The 19456-nt window shown below is 46.9% G+C and carries 22 protein-coding genes and 1 pseudogene; 13 read left to right on the forward strand and 10 right to left on the reverse strand.

The features are described 5' to 3' along the window. Positions 1–41 precede the first annotated feature (41 nt). From NDI44_RS23570 to NDI44_RS23590, 5 genes are all read left to right on the forward strand, one after another. Positions 42–1049, forward strand: coding sequence for a methylenetetrahydrofolate reductase (locus NDI44_RS23570; RefSeq protein WP_190413839.1), 1008 nt, complete (start codon positions 42–44; stop codon positions 1047–1049). Beyond that, positions 1003–2061, forward strand: coding sequence for a cysteine hydrolase family protein (locus NDI44_RS23575; RefSeq protein WP_190413840.1), 1059 nt, complete (start codon positions 1003–1005; stop codon positions 2059–2061). Before NDI44_RS23570 ends, NDI44_RS23575 begins: the two co-directional genes overlap by 47 nt. A 118-nt stretch (positions 2062–2179) precedes the next feature. After that, positions 2180–3526 carry an ATP-binding protein gene (locus NDI44_RS23580; protein WP_190413841.1) on the forward strand — a complete coding sequence of 449 codons (1347 nt, stop codon included), beginning with the start codon at positions 2180–2182 and terminating at the stop codon, positions 3524–3526. Continuing rightward, positions 3526–4782, forward strand: a complete 1257-nt coding sequence (locus tag NDI44_RS23585; RefSeq protein WP_190413842.1) for a tetratricopeptide repeat protein — start codon at positions 3526–3528, stop codon at positions 4780–4782. The genes NDI44_RS23580 and NDI44_RS23585 overlap by 1 nt, the downstream gene beginning before the upstream one ends. Positions 4783–4892: 110 nt before the next feature. Continuing rightward, positions 4893–6170 carry a tetratricopeptide repeat protein gene (locus NDI44_RS23590; RefSeq protein ID WP_190413843.1) on the forward strand — a complete coding sequence of 426 codons (1278 nt, stop codon included), beginning with the start codon at positions 4893–4895 and terminating at the stop codon, positions 6168–6170. 180 nt (positions 6171–6350) lie between these two features. On the opposite strand, the gene NDI44_RS23595 is transcribed toward NDI44_RS23590, so the two are convergent. Then, positions 6351–7121, reverse strand: coding sequence for an anti-sigma factor (locus tag NDI44_RS23595; protein ID WP_190413844.1), 771 nt, complete (start codon positions 7119–7121; stop codon positions 6351–6353). Between the two features lie 7 nt (positions 7122–7128). After that, entirely contained in the window at positions 7129–7719 is a 591-nt protein-coding gene (locus NDI44_RS23600) for a sigma-70 family RNA polymerase sigma factor (protein WP_190413845.1), read from the reverse strand. A gap of 288 nt (positions 7720–8007) precedes the next feature. Here NDI44_RS23600 and NDI44_RS23605 point away from each other — a divergent pair, with 288 nt between their 5' ends. The 4 genes from NDI44_RS23605 to NDI44_RS23620 all read left to right on the forward strand — a co-directional run bounded on the left by NDI44_RS23605 (position 8008) and on the right by NDI44_RS23620 (position 11403). Next, entirely contained in the window at positions 8008–8145 is a 138-nt protein-coding gene (locus NDI44_RS23605) for a hypothetical protein (RefSeq protein WP_190668214.1), read from the forward strand. 115 nt (positions 8146–8260) lie between these two features. Beyond that, positions 8261–9175 (forward strand): class III poly(R)-hydroxyalkanoic acid synthase subunit PhaE, encoded by a 915-nt coding sequence (gene phaE, locus NDI44_RS23610; RefSeq protein WP_190413846.1) that lies wholly within the window; start codon positions 8261–8263, stop codon positions 9173–9175. A gap of 7 nt (positions 9176–9182) precedes the next feature. Beyond that, entirely contained in the window at positions 9183–10235 is a 1053-nt protein-coding gene (gene phaC / locus NDI44_RS23615) for a class III poly(R)-hydroxyalkanoic acid synthase subunit PhaC (RefSeq protein WP_190413847.1), read from the forward strand. Between the two features lie 451 nt (positions 10236–10686). After that, positions 10687–11403 (forward strand): Crp/Fnr family transcriptional regulator, encoded by a 717-nt coding sequence (locus NDI44_RS23620; protein WP_190413848.1) that lies wholly within the window; start codon positions 10687–10689, stop codon positions 11401–11403. A gap of 102 nt (positions 11404–11505) precedes the next feature. Here the strand turns inward: NDI44_RS23620 and NDI44_RS23625 are convergent, their stop codons facing one another. After that, positions 11506–11694, reverse strand: coding sequence for a hypothetical protein (locus NDI44_RS23625; RefSeq protein ID WP_190413849.1), 189 nt, complete (start codon positions 11692–11694; stop codon positions 11506–11508). Between the two features lie 453 nt (positions 11695–12147). Between NDI44_RS23625 and NDI44_RS23630 the strand changes: the two genes are divergently transcribed. Together NDI44_RS23630 and NDI44_RS23635 are read left to right on the forward strand one after the other, a co-directional pair. Continuing rightward, the gene (locus NDI44_RS23630) at positions 12148–12684 is read left to right on the forward strand and encodes an HAD-IIIA family hydrolase (RefSeq protein WP_190413850.1); all 537 of its coding nucleotides are present in this window, start codon (positions 12148–12150) and stop codon (positions 12682–12684) included. Positions 12685–12698: 14 nt separating this feature from the next. Further along, positions 12699–12944, forward strand: coding sequence for a hypothetical protein (locus NDI44_RS23635; RefSeq protein WP_190413851.1), 246 nt, complete (start codon positions 12699–12701; stop codon positions 12942–12944). 105 nt (positions 12945–13049) lie between these two features. On the opposite strand, the gene NDI44_RS23640 is transcribed toward NDI44_RS23635, so the two are convergent. The 5 genes from NDI44_RS23640 to NDI44_RS23660 form a co-directional block, all read right to left on the reverse strand. After that, positions 13050–14681, reverse strand: a complete 1632-nt coding sequence (locus NDI44_RS23640) for an FAD-dependent oxidoreductase (RefSeq protein WP_190413852.1) — start codon at positions 14679–14681, stop codon at positions 13050–13052. 287 nt (positions 14682–14968) lie between these two features. Beyond that, complete coding sequence (locus NDI44_RS23645; protein WP_190413853.1) at positions 14969–15439, reverse strand: DUF4383 domain-containing protein; 471 nt, start codon at positions 15437–15439, stop codon at positions 14969–14971. A gap of 98 nt (positions 15440–15537) precedes the next feature. Continuing rightward, positions 15538–15744: a chlorophyll a/b-binding protein gene (locus NDI44_RS23650; protein ID WP_190413854.1), complete on the reverse strand. Its 207-nt coding sequence runs from the start codon at positions 15742–15744 to the stop codon at positions 15538–15540. Between the two features lie 186 nt (positions 15745–15930). Then, positions 15931–16311 carry a hypothetical protein gene (locus NDI44_RS23655; RefSeq protein WP_190413855.1) on the reverse strand — a complete coding sequence of 127 codons (381 nt, stop codon included), beginning with the start codon at positions 16309–16311 and terminating at the stop codon, positions 15931–15933. A gap of 383 nt (positions 16312–16694) precedes the next feature. Next, the gene (locus NDI44_RS23660; RefSeq protein ID WP_190413856.1) at positions 16695–16934 is read right to left on the reverse strand and encodes a hypothetical protein; all 240 of its coding nucleotides are present in this window, start codon (positions 16932–16934) and stop codon (positions 16695–16697) included. 268 nt (positions 16935–17202) lie between these two features. Here NDI44_RS23660 and NDI44_RS23665 point away from each other — a divergent pair, with 268 nt between their 5' ends. Then, positions 17203–17478 (forward strand): hypothetical protein, encoded by a 276-nt coding sequence (locus NDI44_RS23665; protein WP_190413857.1) that lies wholly within the window; start codon positions 17203–17205, stop codon positions 17476–17478. Positions 17479–17525: 47 nt separating this feature from the next. On the opposite strand, the gene NDI44_RS23670 is transcribed toward NDI44_RS23665, so the two are convergent. After that, positions 17526–18488: an aldo/keto reductase gene (locus tag NDI44_RS23670; protein ID WP_190413858.1), complete on the reverse strand. Its 963-nt coding sequence runs from the start codon at positions 18486–18488 to the stop codon at positions 17526–17528. A 122-nt stretch (positions 18489–18610) separates the two neighbouring features. Beyond that, positions 18611–19117, reverse strand: a complete 507-nt coding sequence (locus NDI44_RS23675) for an N-acetyltransferase (RefSeq protein ID WP_190413859.1) — start codon at positions 19115–19117, stop codon at positions 18611–18613. A gap of 187 nt (positions 19118–19304) precedes the next feature. On the opposite strand from NDI44_RS23675, the pseudogene NDI44_RS23680 reads away from it, so the two are divergent. Beyond that, positions 19305–19456 (forward strand): annotated as a pseudogene (locus NDI44_RS23680) (IS701 family transposase); the annotation flags it as partial.

Genomic DNA, 19456 nt, shown 5'->3' on the forward strand with positions numbered 1-19456 from the left:
AGTTATCAAGGATGGAAGCGATTAGTGATTGATGCTTCAGAATGAGTTATTTAATTCAAAATTCAGCAGGAACGCGGGAACCCCGCCCCTACAAGACCAATTTGCGTACTGCTGTGGAATCGGGTGAATTTTTAGTGACCGCCGAGGTTGCCCCTCCCAAGGGCGGCGATCCTTCCGAGATGCTGAAAATGGCGCAAACCCTCGAAGGTCGGGTTCATGCGGTCAATATTACCGATGGCAGTCGGGCGGTGTTGCGGATGTGTTCGATGGCGGCTTCGGTGATATTGCTCCAGCATGGAATCGAGCCGATTTGTCAGATTGCTTGTCGCGATCGCAACCGCATCGGATTGCAAGCTGACTTGATGGGTGCCCATGCGTTGGGAATTCGCAATATCTTAGCTTTGACTGGCGATCCTGTAAAAGCTGGAGATCATGCCGATGCTAAGAGTGTATTTGACCTAGAATCCGTGCGGTTGCTGGGATTAATTAAAAAAATGAATCTCGGCTTCGACTGGAACGACAAACCCTTGAGTGATGGGGCGACTGACTTGTTCGTGGGTGCGGCTATCGATCCGCAATTAGCTAGCTGGTCGGGGTTGCAAAGTCGATTTGAGCGGAAATTAGCAGCAGGGGCGCAGTTTTTCCAAAGTCAGCTAATTTGCGATTTTGACCGGCTAGAAAAATTTATGGATCAAATCGCGGCTGGTTGTGGAAAGCCAATTTTGGCAGGAATTTTTCTGCTTAAATCTGCTAAGAATGCCCAATTTATCAATCGATGCGTACCTGGAGTAAATATTCCCGACCACATTATTGATAGACTCGCCGCTGCTTCAGATCCCTTGCAAGAAGGGATGTTAATTGCCGCCGAACAAGTCAAATTAGCTCGTCAACTCTGCCAAGGGGTTCATATGATGGCAGTGAAACGAGAAGATTTGATTTCGCAAATCCTCGATTTAGCCGGAATTCCACCGCTGACTCCGGTGGCGACAGCAGGAGAAAATAATGAACGCACAAACAACAAAGCAGTTGCCGATTCCGCCTCACTTTGATGCCAAAAAGGTCGGGGAAGTCTGGCGGGTGCCTTATCAGCAACGGGCAGCGGATGCGAGGGAGTGGGCGAAAAAACACCAGATTTCAGCGGCGGCTGAGGACAAAACTCGCATTTGCCTATTGTTAATCGATGTCCAGAATACGTTTTGCATCCCCGATTTTGAATTATTTGTCGGTGGTAGAACGGGTACGGGTGCGGTAGAAGATAATCGGCGGCTGTGTGAATTTATTTATCAAAATTTGGGAGTCATTAGCGCGATCGCTCCCACAATGGATACTCACACGGCAATGCAAATTTTCCACCCCATCTTCTGGATTAACAACGCCGGAGAACATCCCACCGCCGCCGTCACGATGATTACACCGGAGGATGTTCACCAAGGCGTGTGGAAGGTGAATCCAGCCGTTGCTGGAATTGCCAGTGTCGATTACGCCGAACTTTCCTCACACGCTTTGCATTATGTCAAGCATTTGAGTGAAGCAGGTAAATATCCGCTGACAGTGTGGCCTTATCATTCCATGCTGGGTGGAATCGGTCACGCTTTAGTGTCAGCGGTAGAAGAGGCACTCTTTTTCCACTGTATTGCCCGGAATAGCCAAACGCAGTTTGAAATTAAAGGCGACAATCCTTTAACTGAAAATTATTCTGTCCTCCGGGCGGAAGTTTTGGAAAGTACAAATGGACGCCCGATTGCTCAGAAAAATACCAGCTTGATTCAACAGTTACTCGCGTTTGATGCGGTGATTATTGCTGGTCAAGCGAAGAGTCACTGCGTTGCCTGGACAATTGATGATTTGTTATCAGAAATAACAGCAAAAGACGCTAATCTGGCGAAAAAGGTGTATCTGCTAGAAGATTGCACCTCACCTGTTGTCGTTCCTGGAGTGGTGGATTACACGGATGGAGCAGAAGAAGCTTTTGCTAGATTTGCCGCAGCGGGAATGCATCTGGTTCAATCCACTCAACCCCTAGAAACCTGGGCTGACTTTCCTAAAATTGGGAATGGGTAAGTGAGTTTTGAGTTTTAGAGTTTTGAGTAACAAGAGAGTTTTTTAATCTGAAAATTAACCTTAAAAATTATTACTAATTACCATTCACCAATCGCCAATCACCCCTTACCAATTACCGATGACTAGCAGCAACGATGCAATTCAGGCACTGCGCGAGGCTCTCCGATTTTCTCCGGATAATGTACCCTTGCGACAACATCTTGCAGAGACACTTTTGAGCCAGGGTCAGGCAGAGGAAGCCGAGCAAGAATACCGCCTCGCCTTAGCGCGATCGCCCGAAAATCAGCAGTTGAAATTGGGATTAGCTCGTGCCTTCTATCAACAAGGAAAGCATCCCCAAGCACTGGTTATTGTGGAAGATCAAATAAAGCGCTTGGATTGTCCAGCCGGTGCTTTTCTGCTTCATGCGCGTCTTCTTCTCAACACGGGGGCTGTGGAACAAGCTGTCCGTCAGTATCGCAGGGCAGTCGAAGCCGATCCGGCTGTCAAAGATGCTGATTTTGCCGAAAGGTTGGGAATTGGGGCACAGGAGGACGTTCAAGAGGTCGTAGACGGGAAAATTCGGGCAGGGGTGGGAGACTTTCCAAACTCAGAAGAAGATACTCCAGTCGAAAAACCCGCGATCGGATTCCGAGATGTTGGCGGTATGGAAGCGGTCAAAGACGAAATTCGGATGAAAATTATTTATCCCCTGAAACAGCCGGAACTGTACAAAGCTTACGGGAAGGCAATTGGGGGCGGAATTTTAATGTACGGCCCTCCGGGTTGCGGTAAAACTTACCTGGCTCGTGCGACAGCTGGCGAAATTAATTCTAGTTTCCTCTCTGTCGGAATTAACGATGTATTAGATATGTGGTTGGGCAACAGCGAACGCAATTTGCACGACCTTTTTGAACAAGCCAGACGCAACCAACCTTGCGTATTATTTTTTGATGAAGTTGATGCTTTAGCTGCCAGTCGTGCGGATTTGCGACAAAATTCTAGCCGCATGGTAATTAACCAATTCCTGTCAGAATTGGACGGCGTGAGGAGTTCTAATGAAGGGGTATTAATCCTAGCTGCAACGAACGCCCCTTGGCACTTAGACTCAGCCTTCCGTCGTCCGGGACGCTTTGACCGCATCTTGTTTGTACCGCCGCCTGATGCAGAAGCAAGGGCGGCGATTTTGCGCTTGCTGTGTCGGGGTAAGCCAGTGGAGGATATTGACTACAACCACTTAGCCAAGAAAACTGAGAATTATTCAGGCGCAGACTTAATGGCAGTGGTGGATGTGGCAGTAGAAAGGAAGTTAGCAGAAGCGATGAAAGTAGGTATCCCGAAGCCACTGACTACCAAAGATTTAGCCTCGGCGGCAGGAAGCGTGAAACCTTCGACAAAAGAATGGTTTTCAACGGCTCGTAATTATGCCTTGTATGCGAATGAGAGCGGTTTGTACGATGACATCCTGAAATATCTGAAACTCTGATGGGCGTACATTTGGAGCGTGCCGAAATCCTCATGGCTCAATCGCGTTATGAGATGGCGGCGCAGGAATTGCAGCAGGAATTAGCAGTCGATCCAGATAGCGCCCAGGCTTATGCGTGGCTAGGCTGGTGCTTGAGGTTTCTCAAGAAGTACGAGGAAGCAATAAAAGAAGCTGAGCAAGCAATTAAGCTGGCACCAGATTGGGAGAATGGTTATTACGTTCTGGGTTGGATTCTCTGCGATCGCAATCAGCTTCTGGAAGCTGAGAACGTAACCAAAGAGGCAATTCGCCTAAATCCTGAAAATGCCAACCATTTCATCCTACTATCAAACATTCGAGTTAAACAAAAGCGATGGCAGGAGGCACTAGAAGCAGCGACGCAGGGGCTTAACATAGAGCCAGAGAATGTTGACTGTTTGAATAACAAAGGAATTGCCCTATTCGAGTTGGGTCGAACAGAGGAGGCAATCGCTACGACTGAGCAAGCGATCGCGCTTGACCCGGAGAATGCCCTCAACTACAACAACTTGGGATGGATGATACTGAATCGGGAAGGAAGCCCCACGAAAGCTTGGGAGTATTTCCGCCAAGCACTCCGACTCAACCCCAATTTGGAATCTGCACAGGATGGACTCATCCAAGCGATCAAGTTAAAAAACCCACTATACAGACCAGTTTACAGGTGTGTAATATTCCCGTACCGCCGTTTACAACTAGGCAGATTTTTGAGCGGGAAAGCTTTGTTGGGCTTCTTTGCCTGCTTGTGTTTGGGATTCCGTATATTGCTGAATCTTGCTGCAACTAATCCCAATCCTTTGATTTGGTTAGCGCTGATTGTTTTGTTTTGGTTAATCTTTTTGCCTTGGTTTGTAGACCTCTTGATAACCCTATTACTCGAATTGAAGTTTAAGCAATCCTATTGGCTCACGACTTTAGTTTGGGCAATACTAAGCGCATTTTATTTGTGGTTAATGACCGGAAATTCTAAAACTCTGTTTGCTCCCGTTTTATTTGGATTGTTGCTTCTGCCTGTATCGGCAACATTCCGATCTTCAGCAGGGTGGCACAGCAACCTCATGGTGGGATATACAACCATCATGGGGTTAGTTGGGCTGGCAGGGCTAGTTCTTCCATTACCAGGGCTACCTTTTGTAAGTGTTGACGTTTGGTTCTGGTTGACTTGGTTCATCGTTCTCGCATTGGGAACGCTTTTTTCCTTTTTTTTGAGCAGAAGAAGCTCTCCCAAGTTAAAGTAGTGCCTGAAAAAGAATGGTTTTTGACTGCTCGTAATGATGCCTTATATGCGAATAAGAGCAGTTTGTACGACGACATCCTGAGATGACATCCTGAAATATCTGAAACTCTGATGGGCGTACATTTAGAGCGGGCACAGCTGCTGATTGAGCAGTCGCGGTATGAAATGGCCGAGAAAGAACTGCGACAGGAACTGGCAATGGAGCCAGATAGTGCGATCGCGCATACTCTGCTCGCCCTGTGCTTGAATTATCGCCAAATGTACCCGGAAGCCACCCAGATGGCTCAGCAAGCGATTCGCTTGGCTCCCGATTGGGGTTACGCTCACTACGTCCTGGCCTATATTCTGTGCGATTACAACCAGCTCCTAGAAGCTGAAACAGTACTCAAAGAGGCTTTGCGGCTGAGTCCCGATAACCCCAGCTACTTCGCCCTGCTCTCGCGCATCCGATATAATCTACAGCTTTGGCACTCAGCACTTGAAGCGGCAACCCAAGGGCTTGTCGTTGACCCAGAGGACGTGGAGTGCCTAAATTACCGAGCGATGTGTCTGATGCAACTCGGTCGCTTACCAGAAGCTCAGGCGGTTATTGAGAGTGCGGTCGCGCTTGACCCAGAATATGCAGGAAGCTATGCCAACCGCGGCTGGATACTCCTGGCGCAGGGAGGATATCCCGCTAAAGCCTTAGAGTGTTTCCGCGAAGCACTACGGCTTCAACCAACCTTTGAGTGGGCGCGACGGGGAATCGTCGAAGCGCTCAAGGCAAAGAACCCGCTCTACAGGCTGATGCTGCGCTACTTCCTGTGGAGTTCTAGGCTGAGTAACGGAGCGAGGTTGGGCTTCAGTATCGGCTTGTACTTCGCTTTCCGCCTGCTAGTGGGCGGCATCGCTGCAACTAGCTTTAACCCTTTGCTGTGGTTCGTGGTGATTGCCTACTGTCTGTTTGTTCTGCTTACCTGGATTGCTGACCCCTTATTCACCTTATTACTCCGGTTTGACCGCTTCGGGCGATTAACCCTTTCCGAACAAGAGGTTAAGAACTCAAATTTAGTCGGGGGAGTATTTCTAAGTATCCTAATGGCGATTGGTCTGTGGTTGGTGACTAAAAACACCAACATCCTCATCGTCGCCCTCTCACTAGGACTTTTGTTGCTACCGATAACCGCGATGTTAAATTGTCCGGCAGGATGGCCCAGACAGTTTATGGCAACCTACACGATCCTTTTAGCGATCGCATGGCTGGCGGCTATTGGTCTATCATTAGCCGAGCCGCCTCTGGGAGAAATTGGCGTTCAGTTTGCCGGAATTTCCCTAGCTTTTTTCTGGCTTGGTTCGATACTTTCAAGCTGGTTGGCAACTATACTGATGGGCGTCAAAACAAAGCAGTGAGTGCGAGCATTTCAAGTATGTTTTCTTTACCTGAAAACCCTTCTCAAAGGTATTCCCCATAGGTTTTTAGAGCGATTAAAAGGTTAAAAATATTTTCTCAACACTTTTAAGCTCAACACTTTTAAGCTCAACACTTTTAAAATCTCTCCCAATATTCCAGCGCTCGTTGCTTCCCCTCTGCTACAAACTACTTTCGACCATAACTGCGGGACCGACTGGCTGCGGAGGTAGGCTAGAGGGTTCTAAGGTAACAGCTAAGGTTGAGGTTGTAGCACCACAAGCACCGACGGGAATGGAAATTCGCTCTAAAACAGTTCCCCCCTGACTTGCCCCAAAATTTGCACAAGGTATCTTTTTCTCGTCAACAATTGCCCAAAGTCGATAAATTTGACCAGATGGGACAGCCGGAAGATTTTGAAAGGCGATGACCGCTTTCTGTTCGTCCAGATTAACGAGAATACTTCCAGACGCTGTATTTGCTTTTTCTGTACCTGTGAGCGTATATAAGCGGGTATTTCGCTGTTGTAGAACCTCAAGGGCATCTTTCTGAGCCTGCACCGTTTGAAGTTCTTGGCGCAGCCGAGATTGCACTATCTTTAGATTTTGGCGCAGACGATAATTGTCAAACGCCAAAGCTAGGGCTAATAGTGCTACCAAACTAGCAAAAAGTTTGCTCCAAGGAAAAGAAACCTGTTTTGGAGCGGGTTCGGGGTTAACTGTCGGATTGGCAGCTTCCAGAATCGTCGAACGCAGATGTGGGGGAGGTGTGACTTCAGGAAGGGCGTAGGGCAAGAGTTCAAGCGATGTCTGCAAACGACTCACTTCTTCAGCCAGTTGCGGATTTTTTTCGAGAATTTGCCTAAATTCTTCCGCTTCTTCAGCGCTAAGGTCGCCGAGGACATAACCTGCCATTAATTCTTCTAAGTTTTCGGGATTTAAAGGTTCGGTCATGGTGCAACTATTTTAGAAAATCTTGTAACGTTTGCCTCAATTTCAGTAGTCCCTGACGAGCGCGAGTTTTGACCGTCCCTAAGGGGATATTTAGTTGAGCCGCAATTTCCGATTGACTGAGACCCTGGTAATAGGACATTTCTAAGATTTGACGCTGATTTTCTGAAAGTTGCGCCAAGGCGTCCCGAACTTGCTGCGATCGCTCTCCTAACGAAGCCTGCTCAAAAGGACTTGCAGAGCTGATTTCAGTCGTCATTGTTTGACGCCAACGCTCAAGAAATTTGTGGGTGGTGCCACGAGAGCGAAGTTTGTCAATCGCACGCGATCGCGTCATTACAGTTAAAAAGCTGCTCAGAGAACCACGAGCGGGATCGTAAGTATTAGTACGCCACAGATGCAGAAAAATCTCTTGAGTGAGGTCTTCTGCTTCTTGGGGATTTTGCAAAATTTTTAATGCTAACCCATAGACAAGAGCGCCATAGCGGTCGTAGAGAGTGCCCAGAGCAGAGGATTGACCAGCTTTAAGTGCTTGAAATAGCTCTGTATCCATCCGGGGCGTTGTATTTGTTGATTTGCCATCGAGAGAGTCAGGATGCATGCGTTCTGGAGAGTAGGTCTAAGCCAATCACTCTTCAGAGTCAATTGCAGGACTTGATTGCTCTGCATCTCTCACAGGAGATAAATTCTCTTTTTCTTTAATACGATCTAAAAGATTAATTGGATTTATTTCAACAAAACCGCTGAACGCCTCCGTAATTCTACGAGTAGTGGAATCCAAAATCTCAGTAAAATCATAAGATTTGAAAGTACTGTTAACTTGTCAATGAGGTTTCTACTTAATTATGTCGCCAAGCAAGCTTTGAGTTTTTGAGGAGCATCGAATGGAATGGTTCTGGACAATCGCTGGGGTGCTGACTGCGCTCTTGGATGCGATCGCATCCAAGCTTCCAAGAGATACCGCCTTGGTTTCTGGGCTTTTTTGAGTTGGTTCATCATGCCAGAAAACCAGGCAAAGCCTTACTAGCAGTTTTATTTACTTCAACCTCTTTTGGTATACATCTGGGGAATCCATCTTGAGCTAAAAGTACAAGGAATTCAGATGATTGCCCATTAATGTCACCAATCGTTGAGTAAAGGCAATGGAAAGAAACGATACTCCCTGGCTAGAGCAATCCGAGAAGCTGGTGAATATATGGGTTGAGACGGAGAAAATGTGGAAAAGCTGGTTCGATCTCATGAGGTCTGTTACAACTCCGGAAACACTCGTCAATGCTCGCGCAGAGGTCAAGGACGCCCAGCCGCTTTTGGACACTCAGGCGGTCTTTGTGCGTTTCCTGGAGAGATTGACCAGCTCCAGTAAGGACACAAATTTTTTGGTTGAATTGGGCAAGGATTGGCAACCCGTCTTCAACAATTACGCTGATTTGTGGCAAATCTACGAAAAGAATCTGCAAAACTTAGGTCAGCTTTGGGCAGAACCACTGCGGCAACCACTAGCGATGGCGACTCAGGCGATGAGCGGCGATCATGCAAGGTCGCCGTCCACCAACCTCTACTGGGACTATCAACAGACCTTTGGCAACTTTCTTTTAAGCCCAAGCCTGGGATATACCCGTGAGTTCAACAACAAACTGCTGAAAAGCTTTGATGCCTGGACAAATTTCTATAAAGCAAGCTTTGACTATCAGTTAGTGCTGATCGATGTTTGGATGAGAGCCTTTGAGCAGCTGGTGCGATTGGCATCTTCCCAGGAAAAAGGCGAAACGCTTCAGAACTGGCGGCAGTTTCAGCAAGTTTGGAGTAAGGTATTTGACCAAGCATTCGCACAGACGTTCCGTTCAGAAAATGCCCTTCAGATCCAGGGTAAGTTCTTGAATGCAGCCATGACCTACAGGCTCCACCAGCAACAGCTAATGGAAGTGTTTCTGAAGATGAATGACTTGCCAACTCGCAGCGAAGTCGATGAGATGCACCACAGCATCTACGAACTGCGGAAGGAAATTAAAAGCCTGAAAAAAGCTTTAGCAGAATCCCAACGCCGCGAAGTGTCTTGAGGATGCAATGCACGAGTTTACCGAGCTAACCGAAAAACTGTTTAAGGGTGCCCATAACTTAAGTCACCTGCGCGAGGAGGACATTCAGATTGGGGTGACACCCAAAAAAGAGGTTTACCGCGAAGATAAGGTGGTCCTGTACCGCTTTACTCCTAAGGTAGAGTCTTCGCTGAACATCCCCATCCTGATTGTTTACGCTCTCGTTAACCGTCCCTACATCGTCGATTTACAAGAAGGGCGATCGCTTGTTGCCAATTTGCTCAAGCTTGGCATGGATGTTTATCTGATTGACTGGGGATATCCGAGTCGAGGCGATCGCTTTTTGACCCTTGACGACTACATCAATGGTTATATCAATAACTGTGTGGACGTAGTACGCGATCGCTACAATCTAGAGCAAATCAACCTGTTAGGAATTTGTCAGGGAGGCGCTTTCAGTCTCTGCTACAGTTCCATTTACTCAGAGAAGGTGAAAAACCTGATTACGATGGTCACTCCGGTGGATTTTCACACCAATGAGGGACTGCTCAATGTTTGGGGTGGAAGCACTCTGGGGTCACAAGCTCTGGATGTGGATTTAATGGTAGATACTCTGGGGAACATCCCCGGCGACTTCATGAACTTAGAGTTTTTGATGCTAAAGCCATTTCAGTTAGGAATTCAGAAGTATATTGACTTTCTGGATACTATCGATGAAGACAAGTTGCTCAACTTTCTCCGCATGGAAAAGTGGATTTTTGATAGTCCCGATCAAGCTGGGGAAGCTTATCGGCAGTTTATGAAGGATTTCTACCAGGGAAACAAACTCATCAAAGGCGAGATCGAGATTGGCAAGAAGCGAGTAAATCTGGAGAAGATTTGCATCCCAGTTTTGAACATTTATGCCGAGCAAGATCATCTAGTTCCCTCGGCTTCTTCCTTGGCTCTTGAGAAGTATATCGGGAGCGAAGACTATACCGTGCGCTCCTTCCCAGTCGGGCATATCGGGATGTATGTGAGCAGTAAGGTGCAGCGAGACCTTCCTCCCACGATTGTTGATTGGCTGAAGGCGCGAGTCTAGAACAGTTGGCATCTAGCAATTCTCTATTGGATGCAGTAAGGTTTAACCCCACCTCTGCCTTTCCCCGCGAACGGAGAGGGGTTCAATATTCTCCCCTCTCCGTAAACGGAGAGGGGATGGGGGTGAGGTTCCGAGTGTATATTGCACTAAGAGTGAGAACCGCTATATATAAGCTTTGCGGAGCGCTTTTCGGAAGGCTTTGCTAACGCTTTACAGCAGCTGGCGATCGCACGATCGCAACCCTCCACACCCCCACCTCTTAGGTCTGTGCCGCCTATACCGCAAGCGGTATAGGCGGCACAGAATTTTAATTCGCTAGCATATATGAGCCAGGTTTTCAGTTCCTGGTCAATTAACACCTCAAGACATTCGGACTAGGGTCTAAATACTTCTCCCGATGCCGTCAGTTGTTTCTTGCAACGACTTAACCCTAGAACATTCCTAATACCCGATGTCCGAAGCCTCACCCAAGCCAGTCAATCAACTGCTAGCTGCTCTGCCAGATGCTGAGTACCAAGGCCTTGTTCCCAATCTAGAGCACGTCCCGCTCTCTTTTAAACAAGTCCTTTACGAGGTTGGTGAACCAATTAAATACGTCTATTTCCCCGATCGGGCAATCGTTTCTTCCCTCACCACGATGGCAGATGGCTCGATGGTCGAAGTTGCCTTAGTGGGAAATGACGGAGTGGTCGGTCTCCCCGCCGCTTTGGGAGATAACATCGCCACTACAATCGCAATGGTGCAGGTACCAGACTCTGCCATGAGGATGAAGGCAAGCGTGCTGAAAACCGAGTTTCAGCGGGGTGGTTCACTGCAAAGTCTGTTACTGCGCTACATGCAGGCGCTGCACGCCTTCGTTTCCCAAAATGCTGCCTGCAATCGCCTCCATTATCTGGAGGGGAGACTGGCTCGTTGGCTGCTGCTCGTCTGTGACCGTGTAGAGTCAAAGGAGTTGCCCATGACTCATGAATTTATGAGCCAGATGCTGGGTGTACGACGTGCGGGTGTCACGGAGGTGGCTAACGCTCTTCAACAGGCAGAACTGATTCGCTACACTCGTGGCAAAGTTACCATCCTGAATCGGGAAGAATTGGAAGCGGTTTCGTGTGAGTGTTATCAAATCATCCAGGGCGAGTACGCTAGGTTGCTAGGCACTAAGAACGGTTGAGAGTTGTTGTTAGAGGAAGAAGCGATCGCTTCTCTCTAGCTGCTCTCGCAGCTCAATATTGATGAAAGTTGATGAAAGCCGTTGTCTGGCAACCTGTCTAGGCTAGATGAGCTTACTGGTGTTAGACACTGACACCGCCAGTACCGCTAACCCTACAGCTCCCAGTACAGCGATCGCACCCCACTTTGCGGTTGGATGAGTTTCCAGCCTAGTGGAGTAACTGTTCGTCCGTGAGTTCTTGGCGACATCTCCTGCACCAACCTGAGTACAGGTATGGTGTAGGCTTCGCAACCAATCCGGCTATTGCTTTCACTAAATCGTTCCCTTGCTCAAAAGATTTAGCTAATCAACATCAGTTCTGTTCGCTTTACGGGCGATCGGGTTGCTGTCAATACATCCTCAGCGGAATCAACCAGTACGAATTGCAGTTCGCGCCGCACATCTTCCGTTAACTCAAGTTAACGCTATAGCAAATTATTGATTTCTAACTTTATCTTTAGGATGATTTATCCAATGATTTATAGATAAGTTATAGAGAACCAAACGTGAGAATTATCACATTTTATAAAAAACAGTTTCCCTCGCCTTTGTATTTTGAATAACACATTAATTTAATATTTCACTTATTTGGAAGATAGGTTGATATGGCGATCGCTCTTACTCAGTGCATACCATTAGCTAGAGGATAAAAAATGAATCGCAGCTTAAGATGTCTGATAACACAGGGAATTTCATCAAGGAACGATGGGCTTATTACTAATAGACATGGATGGCACGCTCCGCGAACCACTCAGCGGACACCAATACTTCCAACATCCCAAAGATCAACGCATTATTGAAGGTGCTGATATTGCCATTCGCGCCTACAAAGATGATTGGATTATTGTTGGTATCACCAACCAAGGTGGAGTTGCCGCAGGTCATAAGTCTATGCAACGGTGCATCCAGGAACAGCAATACACGCTTGAGTTATTCCCTGAGTTGAGAGAAATTTACTTTTGCCCCGACTTTGAGGGTAAAAGATGTTTCCGCGTCACTCATCACAATGTTCATAACCACAGCCAAACCAAGTGGTCTGGACAGTACCGGAAACCGCAATCGGGTATGTTGCAGCTAGCAATGGTGAGACACAAACATACCCCACAAAATTCGCTGTATGTAGGCGATCGCCCCGAAGACGAACAAGCTGCCCAACGATTAGGTGTACCCTTTCAATGGGCATGGGACTGGATCGCACAACATCAAGAAGCGATCGCACCCAACCTTACAGAAGTACCGTAACTCAAAGAATAGTCATGGAACGAGAGATTACAGATAGCAACGGCATTACCTGGACTTGTGTTCAAGCCTATTCTGGGCTTTCCAACAACCAAGAAAACCAGGATGCGGCTCAGGTTAAAGGGGAGGAGGATAGCTACTGGGTCGTTTGTACCCCCAGTGGTGGCGCAAAGTCAGTGCGGCTTAAGCTTGAGGGTGAATGGGAAAAATCCTACTCTGACGAGATGTTGCTCGATGAAATTCAAGCACAGCAGGAGGTATGATCGCAGCAAAATTCGCTGTATGTAAGCGATCGCCCGGAAGACGAACAAGCTGCCCAACGAGTAGGTGTACCTTTTCAATGGGCAGGCGAGTGAACCTGTGCAACATCAAACTTTAGTATTAAGTATTCTCCTGGCAGCATCGATGCCTGATAAAGCAGCACCTTCCATAAAACCTTGCCACTCGTAAAAAGAGTTAGCGTGTTCGCCAGCAAAGTAAATACTTTTAAACGGCTTACCTTCATTACCTGCAATTGTTGTGAAATAACCAGGGTGATTGCAGGTGTAACTGCCCTGAAATAGGGGATTAGAAGGCCAGTGTTCTAGATGCACTAAAAAATTATTGCCGTTGCGTGTGGCTGCCTTTAAAGCGCCAGGAAAAACGCGGTTGAGGTCGTTGAGAAAAGCCCCTGCTTCCTGCTGAACTTGATTAGGATTAATGTTTTTGCCTCGATTTCCACCAGAGTAGTCGGTCAGCACTGCTCTATTATTCGTTGCATTTTGTGGGTTTGTTTCCCAAGTGTTTTGATGATTTGATAAATCTGAATAGGATGAGCCGTCGCTGCCAAGGGCAACCCAAGGGCGACTATTAAAGCCAACCATCATCTTAGCGTTGGTTCCATAGCGCAAATTATTAATCGCAAATAGCTTTTCGGCAGGCAGTTGAAGACCTTTTAAATCAACTTGGCGCAAAGTTGAGAAGGGAATCGCAAAGACAACTGCATCATATTTGGCAGATGAGGCATCATTAAATGTTAATTCTACTTTGCCTGCACTATCAAAGCGAACTCCTACTAACTGCTTGTTATAGTTAATTTGTCCTTGCAGTCGGTTACGCAGACCTTCAACAATTTGCTGGTTGCCGCCAATGACGTGATAGCGCTCGTCGCTGAAGACACCAAAGGGTCTAAACTTCGAGCGCTTGTCGGCGTGAATGAAAAAGAGAAAACTGAGACTGCTTTGCTGGTCAATTTCTAAACCGTACTCGGCAACATAAGCAGCTTTGATAACACCTTTGATTAGGTTTCCGGCATTACGGCTATCTAGATAGTCTCGCAGACTGAGCAAGTCGAGCTTTTTGTCAGCATCAGTATAATTGTCGGCGGTTGGCTGTGCAGAAAGCGATCGCAAGTCGGTACGCATAGCGGCAACAAAATTGCGGAATTCATCCACAACTGCTGACTCTGAATAGCGCTGACCGTTGAAATAGTAAAAAACTTCTCCTGGTTGTTTTGATAAATCTTCTGTCTTGAGGTTAAACTCCCGCACGTATCCCAGCATTGTCTTGTGCAAGTTGTCAATAAACTCGCCGCCTCTTTCCACAACCTGACCGGGAAAAGTAACACTCCCAGCAAAATCGCCTCCCAGAGAATAACAGCGACCGCCACTTCTATTGCTTGCTTCAAATACGGTAGCGTTAATCCCGTTTTTCTTCAGTTCGTACCCGCAAGTAAGTCCGGCTAAACCAGCCCCCACAATTCCAACTTTTACATCTGCTGGTACAGGAGCTGCGAGGGTACGGTGAAGCAATCCTGAGCCTACTCCTATTGTCGCGCCGATCGCACTCAGCTTGCCCATATCAGTAAGAAATTCGCGCCGATTCGTGCGCCGTACCGCCATCAATGCCTCTAGAGATGCAATTCGCTCAATTCCCTCGTTGGTGGAGATATTTTGCTCTTGGCAATAGCGAGCAATGCGGATAGCACGTGCTAAGTTGTCGAAGAGTGGGGAACGACTCATGATAGCTTTTTCTCCTCACGCAGAGATTAATTAACGTCCTGTGCAACTTTATACTCAGAACCCTCGTTGTTATCGGGGGCTTTCTTAAAGTTACACGTTGCGCGATCGTCAGTTGAGTGATTCAAGGATGTAAAGCTATCTCTTGCATTGATACTGAAACGAGCGCAAAAAAAGTAGTCCCACAAGGACTACTTTTGCATTACAGAATCAGAGCCAAGGAGGGCAGATGAAATAATTTCCAGCCGTAAGCATTAGAACACTGTCTCTACTTCGAGAAGGTATTCTGGTTACGCGCTAGGTTGAGCATTCGATGAACTTGGCATAGCGATTTCTGCTGACTTCACAAATCCGAAGTAGAAAGCGATCGCAGCAGTTAAAGCATTGAGCCAGATATTATTTCCAAAAAGTGGTGTAAGCCCAAACAGCGTATTTGCAAAGGGCAGCAATCCTAAAATAGCACCTGCTGCATAAAGGATAGCGAAGATGCGATTGAACACAATTGCTCCGCTTAAGCTAGTAAATGCCGCAATTCCCCAAACACCCACTAAAACGCCAATTGCATTATGAAAATAGTTGGTGGGGAATACTCCGAATATATAGCCGAAACCTGGTTCGGAGGTAAAGTTCTCAGAAGGAGTGACAAAACCAGGCATAAATCCAGCTAAGCCAAGTGACAAGAAAAGGAGACCTAGGATTAGAGCAGCGTAACGAATTGAAGAAACTGAAGATGTTGATGTTTGCGATGTTGATGTTTGCATGGCAGTATTTTGGTTTTTTAAAATTTTGGGTGTGGGCTAAACAAGTGTTTTGCTGCTGTTGGAGAAATACAGACAGCTTCTAACTGACCATTCAACTTCTAGCGAACCAGGTGGAGTACATCCCGAAGAACGCTATAACCAGCCATATCCCAAAGAAGATAGGCAACAAAACCCAGCATTGCTAGGCGACCGTTCCATAGCTCTTGCTGTGGGTTCCAGCCAAAAATCCAGGCATTGCGATCGGAACCGTTATATGCTGGAGCGACCGTAGGGGTTTTAGCAGTATTGATGGTTGAGTTTTTCATAGTGAATCGTTCTCAATGACGTTGTTTTGATTTCATGCTATCGAGTAGATTTGCTAGTATTGTCTACCGTTAGGATTGCATTCTACCTATATCTAAAGATTCGATTTGTAACGTTCAACTGTTAATATCGGCACAAGAAAAAGCATCCTTATTTACCGATAAAATTGGGAAGAAAAGCCCGAACTTTTATTCCGGATGATTGACTTCAGGATCGAGCGGAAGTTGAATAGGGTCAGTATCGGGTAGCGTTCCTTGAGCATCGCTACTGGGTACGTCGGGATTGTTGTGAAGATTAACGCGACCTTTTTCCGACTGCTCGCCATCTGCCGTATAAGAGCCTGCAATCGTTGAAGCTCCAGCAGTTTTGGCATCGCCTGTGGTCCTGGTTGTGGATGAGAAATTAGAAGCAATGGGATGAGCGATCGCTTCTCCCTCTGGGTTTGTGCTGACTCCTGCTGCAATGTTTGCATCTAAAACAGCACTTCCACCTGCATCGGAGAATGCAAAAACTTGAGCCTGTTGAGATGCGCCAACTTCTTGATTTGGCTCACTTGCTTGATTCGGCATGGATGCATTACTCTTTTCTAATTTCTCGGTGAATCTCTTAGAACAATTACTGTGGTATCAACCTCTCCCCTTTCACTAGCTTCACTCGCGATCGCCATCAGCCACAACTAGGGCGAAATACACAAGCCAGAAGCAGCATTTCAGAGAGAGCAACTAGCACTTCAGTTCGTTGTATAGAGCGGCGAAACTCAACAGACAAACCTTGAGTTGGGTTTCTTCCCTCAACCCAACCTACAAAGTTAGCTGAGATCGCATACGTGTTTGGTTTTGCGATCGCTAAATCTAGCTCTCAACCCAGAATCCTTGGAGCAGCGGGATAGAACCGAGCCGAGCAGTTCATTTTCATCAAAGACTTGCCTAATTTTCAGGAATCTTTAATCTTTTTAACGAGAATCAGTTCCTTGATTCGGAGCGCCTACCACCTTAGGAGAAGCTCCTGGAGCTTCAGGTTCCGCACCGGGACTGGTTTCAGAATCGGCTTGTTGACTCGTCATACGATATCTCTCATCAAGCGGAGTGTCCCCCTCTTCTGTGGTTGGTACAGTTGTTTCGCTTCCAGGATTATTTTGAGGGTCATATTTAACCTCATCTTGCCGATTGTCTTGAGGATTTTCTATTGTCATAAACTGCACCTTATAAATCGGGCTATTCTACTAGGATATTCTTTAGTTTCTTAAGGGTTTTCTATCTCCGGTTAGGACTGGCTCTATGACTAATTTAGTAGGAGAGATTACTGGGTAATTAGCCAAAAAGTATGATAAAGCACAATTAGAGTTAACATTTGCTATTGATTTGAGCGAGAAGCAAGACTTGCCATCAAGCAAATTGTGATTCTTATAGGAAGGTGTGTAAAATAGCTGCTTTGATGAAAGTCGATCTAAAAGCTATCATTTGCAATGGACGGTTGTAGAGATTGTCATCGATCCTCAAGCGTTGCGATTACAACTGTTTACCCCATTTCGCCGACGTTGGGTACACCTACCCCTGTCCGATGTTCTTCGTATCGAACTGTTCGATGAGAGGTATGTGGTGCTATTGCGCTATCAACACGAGCGGTTGTGTATCATCCGTACCTGTTATCAAGACTATATGATTGGCTCCAGATTACGGCTCGTTGAACAGGAGTGGCTAGTCACAAAATTGTCTGCATTACTGAAACAGATGTAGGGTTGCGATCTTGAGAAATAGCAATAAACTTGCGATCGCGTCTTCGATCACGTTGGCATCAGTTGCTGAATGCGCTGTGGCTCCTCTCCAAGCCAATCTAGATTTTGGGCAGTGCTGTCGAAAATTGATGAAGTTTTGAATGGCTCAAACTCGCCGCGTGATGCGGCTTCTGCTGTTTTTGCTAACAGCGATCGCACCTGCTCGGCATTCATTGGCTGAAATGTCCGCATCGCTTCAAACGCCTGATCGAGAATCTCCATACTGTCAATTCCCGTAATCACAACCGATGTGGGTAGATTCAGGGCATAGTGCAGACATTCAATTGGCGTTACCGTATTTGACCGTAACAAAATCCCGTTTGCCATGCTTTTCATCCCCAGAATGCCGATGTCCTGTTTAACCAGTTCTGGCACAACCAACTTCGCAAAGCTTCGGTAGTGGGCATCCATCACATTCAACGGCAACTGAGCCGCATCAAACTTAAACCCATAGCTGGCTGCAACTTCCAGCATATGCAGATGAATCTGGGGGTCTTTGTGCCCGGTGAAGCCAATATATCGGACTTTGCCAGCTTCCCGCGCCTCAATCAAGGCGGCATTTGCCCCTTCTGGGTCGAAAACTCGATGCGGGTCCTCGAACCGGAGGATTTCGTGGTGCTGGACGAGATCGATGCAATCAACTTGCAGACGTTCCAGTGATTCGTCTAGCTGTCTTGCAGCTTCTTTCTTGGAGCGACCGTCAATTTTCGTCATCAGGAATACTTTGTCTCGGTAGCCATGCAAGAGCGCTTTCCCCATGCGAATCTCGCTGACTCCACCGTTGTAATCCCAACTGTTATCCATAAAAGTGATGCCACGATCGATCGCAGCGCGAACAATCCGGATACCCAGTTGCTCATCAACGTTCTTCAATCCGATGTGCCAGCCACCGAGTCCGATCGCAGAAACGCGCTCTCCTGTACTGCCGAGAGTTCGGTATAGCATTTCTGAGTTTGGCGTACTTTCTGACATGTGTTCTCCTTGGCTGTCACCGATTGCTTAAGTGCATATAGCTATGAGCAAATTCAAACGCAAGGAAAAGTTCACAACATCTTGCTAGAGGCACACGAGAGCTGGATCTTGTAATAGCGCTGTTAGCCCTGTACGCTAAATGACTCATGGAATGAGACAACTCCACTGGGTATCCGTGCGCCGAATGAAATCGCTTGAAAGTATTCAGGTGGAACATCGGGTAGAACAAGATTTGGCTGGCTCTTGAAACCAAAACGGTTGTAGTATTTTGGTTCGCCAAGCAATACACATCCACCTGCACCAAGCTCCCGTAGAGTAGTCAACGCCTGCTTCATAAGCTGTGACCCGATTCCAATGCCTTGATGTTCCGGAGCGACAGAGATCGGACCGAGTCCATACCAATCCTGACTCCCATCGGAAATGGAAACCGGGGACACAGCAACATGACCAACGATTTGTCCATTCACCTCGGCAACGAGAGAAACTGTCAAGTTCCCTGAGTTACGCAAGGCATCAACAATAAACTGCTCAGTGTGGCTAGTATGGGGGGCATTGAGAAATGCGGCAGTTGTCAATGCTTTGATGTCCGCCACATCAGAAGTAACTTCTTTTCTGATTGTTAGATTCATTACGGAGGATTACTTGATTGATTGTGTTGCAAAATTCATAAGCGATCGCGGAAGCTAGCTGTTAGGGTTTGCATGGGTGCGTGGCATTCAGTTTCTAATCTCACTCTTAGCGGTGCTTAAACGAAAAACAAGACTCTAAAAAGGTATAATACAGGCATGGCAACCATTTCACGTTATGGTGTGATAAATGAAAGAGACAACTCCCGCCGCCATGCCCCCTTGCTTCAATAGATGGTGCAAACGCTTTGATGATATATTGACGCATCAAGCCCAAAAACGGGAGTTTAGGAACTATATAAGCGGATTATTGGGGGAAAGTGAACGAAAAAACCTGTCTCA

It is taken from the genome of Trichocoleus sp. DQ-A3, assembly GCF_039961975.1.
In the GTDB taxonomy this organism is placed as follows: domain Bacteria; phylum Cyanobacteriota; class Cyanobacteriia; order Cyanobacteriales; family FACHB-T130; genus FACHB-T130.

Excerpts from the sequence above, each read along its gene's own strand:
- NDI44_RS23570 (WP_190413839.1), top strand. The coding sequence starts at position 42 with ATGAGTTATTTAATTCAAAATTCAGCAGGAACGCGGGAACCCCGCCCC.
- NDI44_RS23575 (WP_190413840.1), top strand. The coding sequence starts at position 1,003 with ATGAACGCACAAACAACAAAGCAGTTGCCGATTCCGCCTCACTTTGAT.
- NDI44_RS23580 (WP_190413841.1), top strand. The coding sequence starts at position 2,180 with ATGACTAGCAGCAACGATGCAATTCAGGCACTGCGCGAGGCTCTCCGA.
- NDI44_RS23585 (WP_190413842.1), top strand. The coding sequence starts at position 3,526 with ATGGGCGTACATTTGGAGCGTGCCGAAATCCTCATGGCTCAATCGCGT.
- NDI44_RS23590 (WP_190413843.1), top strand. The coding sequence starts at position 4,893 with ATGGGCGTACATTTAGAGCGGGCACAGCTGCTGATTGAGCAGTCGCGG.
- NDI44_RS23595 (WP_190413844.1), bottom strand. The coding sequence starts at position 7,121 with ATGACCGAACCTTTAAATCCCGAAAACTTAGAAGAATTAATGGCAGGT.
- NDI44_RS23600 (WP_190413845.1), bottom strand. The coding sequence starts at position 7,719 with ATGCATCCTGACTCTCTCGATGGCAAATCAACAAATACAACGCCCCGG.
- NDI44_RS23605 (WP_190668214.1), top strand. The coding sequence starts at position 8,008 with ATGGTTCTGGACAATCGCTGGGGTGCTGACTGCGCTCTTGGATGCGAT.
- phaE (WP_190413846.1), top strand. The coding sequence starts at position 8,261 with ATGGAAAGAAACGATACTCCCTGGCTAGAGCAATCCGAGAAGCTGGTG.
- phaC (WP_190413847.1), top strand. The coding sequence starts at position 9,183 with ATGCACGAGTTTACCGAGCTAACCGAAAAACTGTTTAAGGGTGCCCAT.
- NDI44_RS23620 (WP_190413848.1), top strand. The coding sequence starts at position 10,687 with ATGTCCGAAGCCTCACCCAAGCCAGTCAATCAACTGCTAGCTGCTCTG.
- NDI44_RS23630 (WP_190413850.1), top strand. The coding sequence starts at position 12,148 with ATGGGCTTATTACTAATAGACATGGATGGCACGCTCCGCGAACCACTC.
- NDI44_RS23635 (WP_190413851.1), top strand. The coding sequence starts at position 12,699 with ATGGAACGAGAGATTACAGATAGCAACGGCATTACCTGGACTTGTGTT.
- NDI44_RS23640 (WP_190413852.1), bottom strand. The coding sequence starts at position 14,681 with ATGAGTCGTTCCCCACTCTTCGACAACTTAGCACGTGCTATCCGCATT.
- NDI44_RS23645 (WP_190413853.1), bottom strand. The coding sequence starts at position 15,439 with ATGCAAACATCAACATCGCAAACATCAACATCTTCAGTTTCTTCAATT.
- NDI44_RS23650 (WP_190413854.1), bottom strand. The coding sequence starts at position 15,744 with ATGAAAAACTCAACCATCAATACTGCTAAAACCCCTACGGTCGCTCCA.
- NDI44_RS23655 (WP_190413855.1), bottom strand. The coding sequence starts at position 16,311 with ATGCCGAATCAAGCAAGTGAGCCAAATCAAGAAGTTGGCGCATCTCAA.
- NDI44_RS23660 (WP_190413856.1), bottom strand. The coding sequence starts at position 16,934 with ATGACAATAGAAAATCCTCAAGACAATCGGCAAGATGAGGTTAAATAT.
- NDI44_RS23670 (WP_190413858.1), bottom strand. The coding sequence starts at position 18,488 with ATGTCAGAAAGTACGCCAAACTCAGAAATGCTATACCGAACTCTCGGC.
- NDI44_RS23675 (WP_190413859.1), bottom strand. The coding sequence starts at position 19,117 with ATGAATCTAACAATCAGAAAAGAAGTTACTTCTGATGTGGCGGACATC.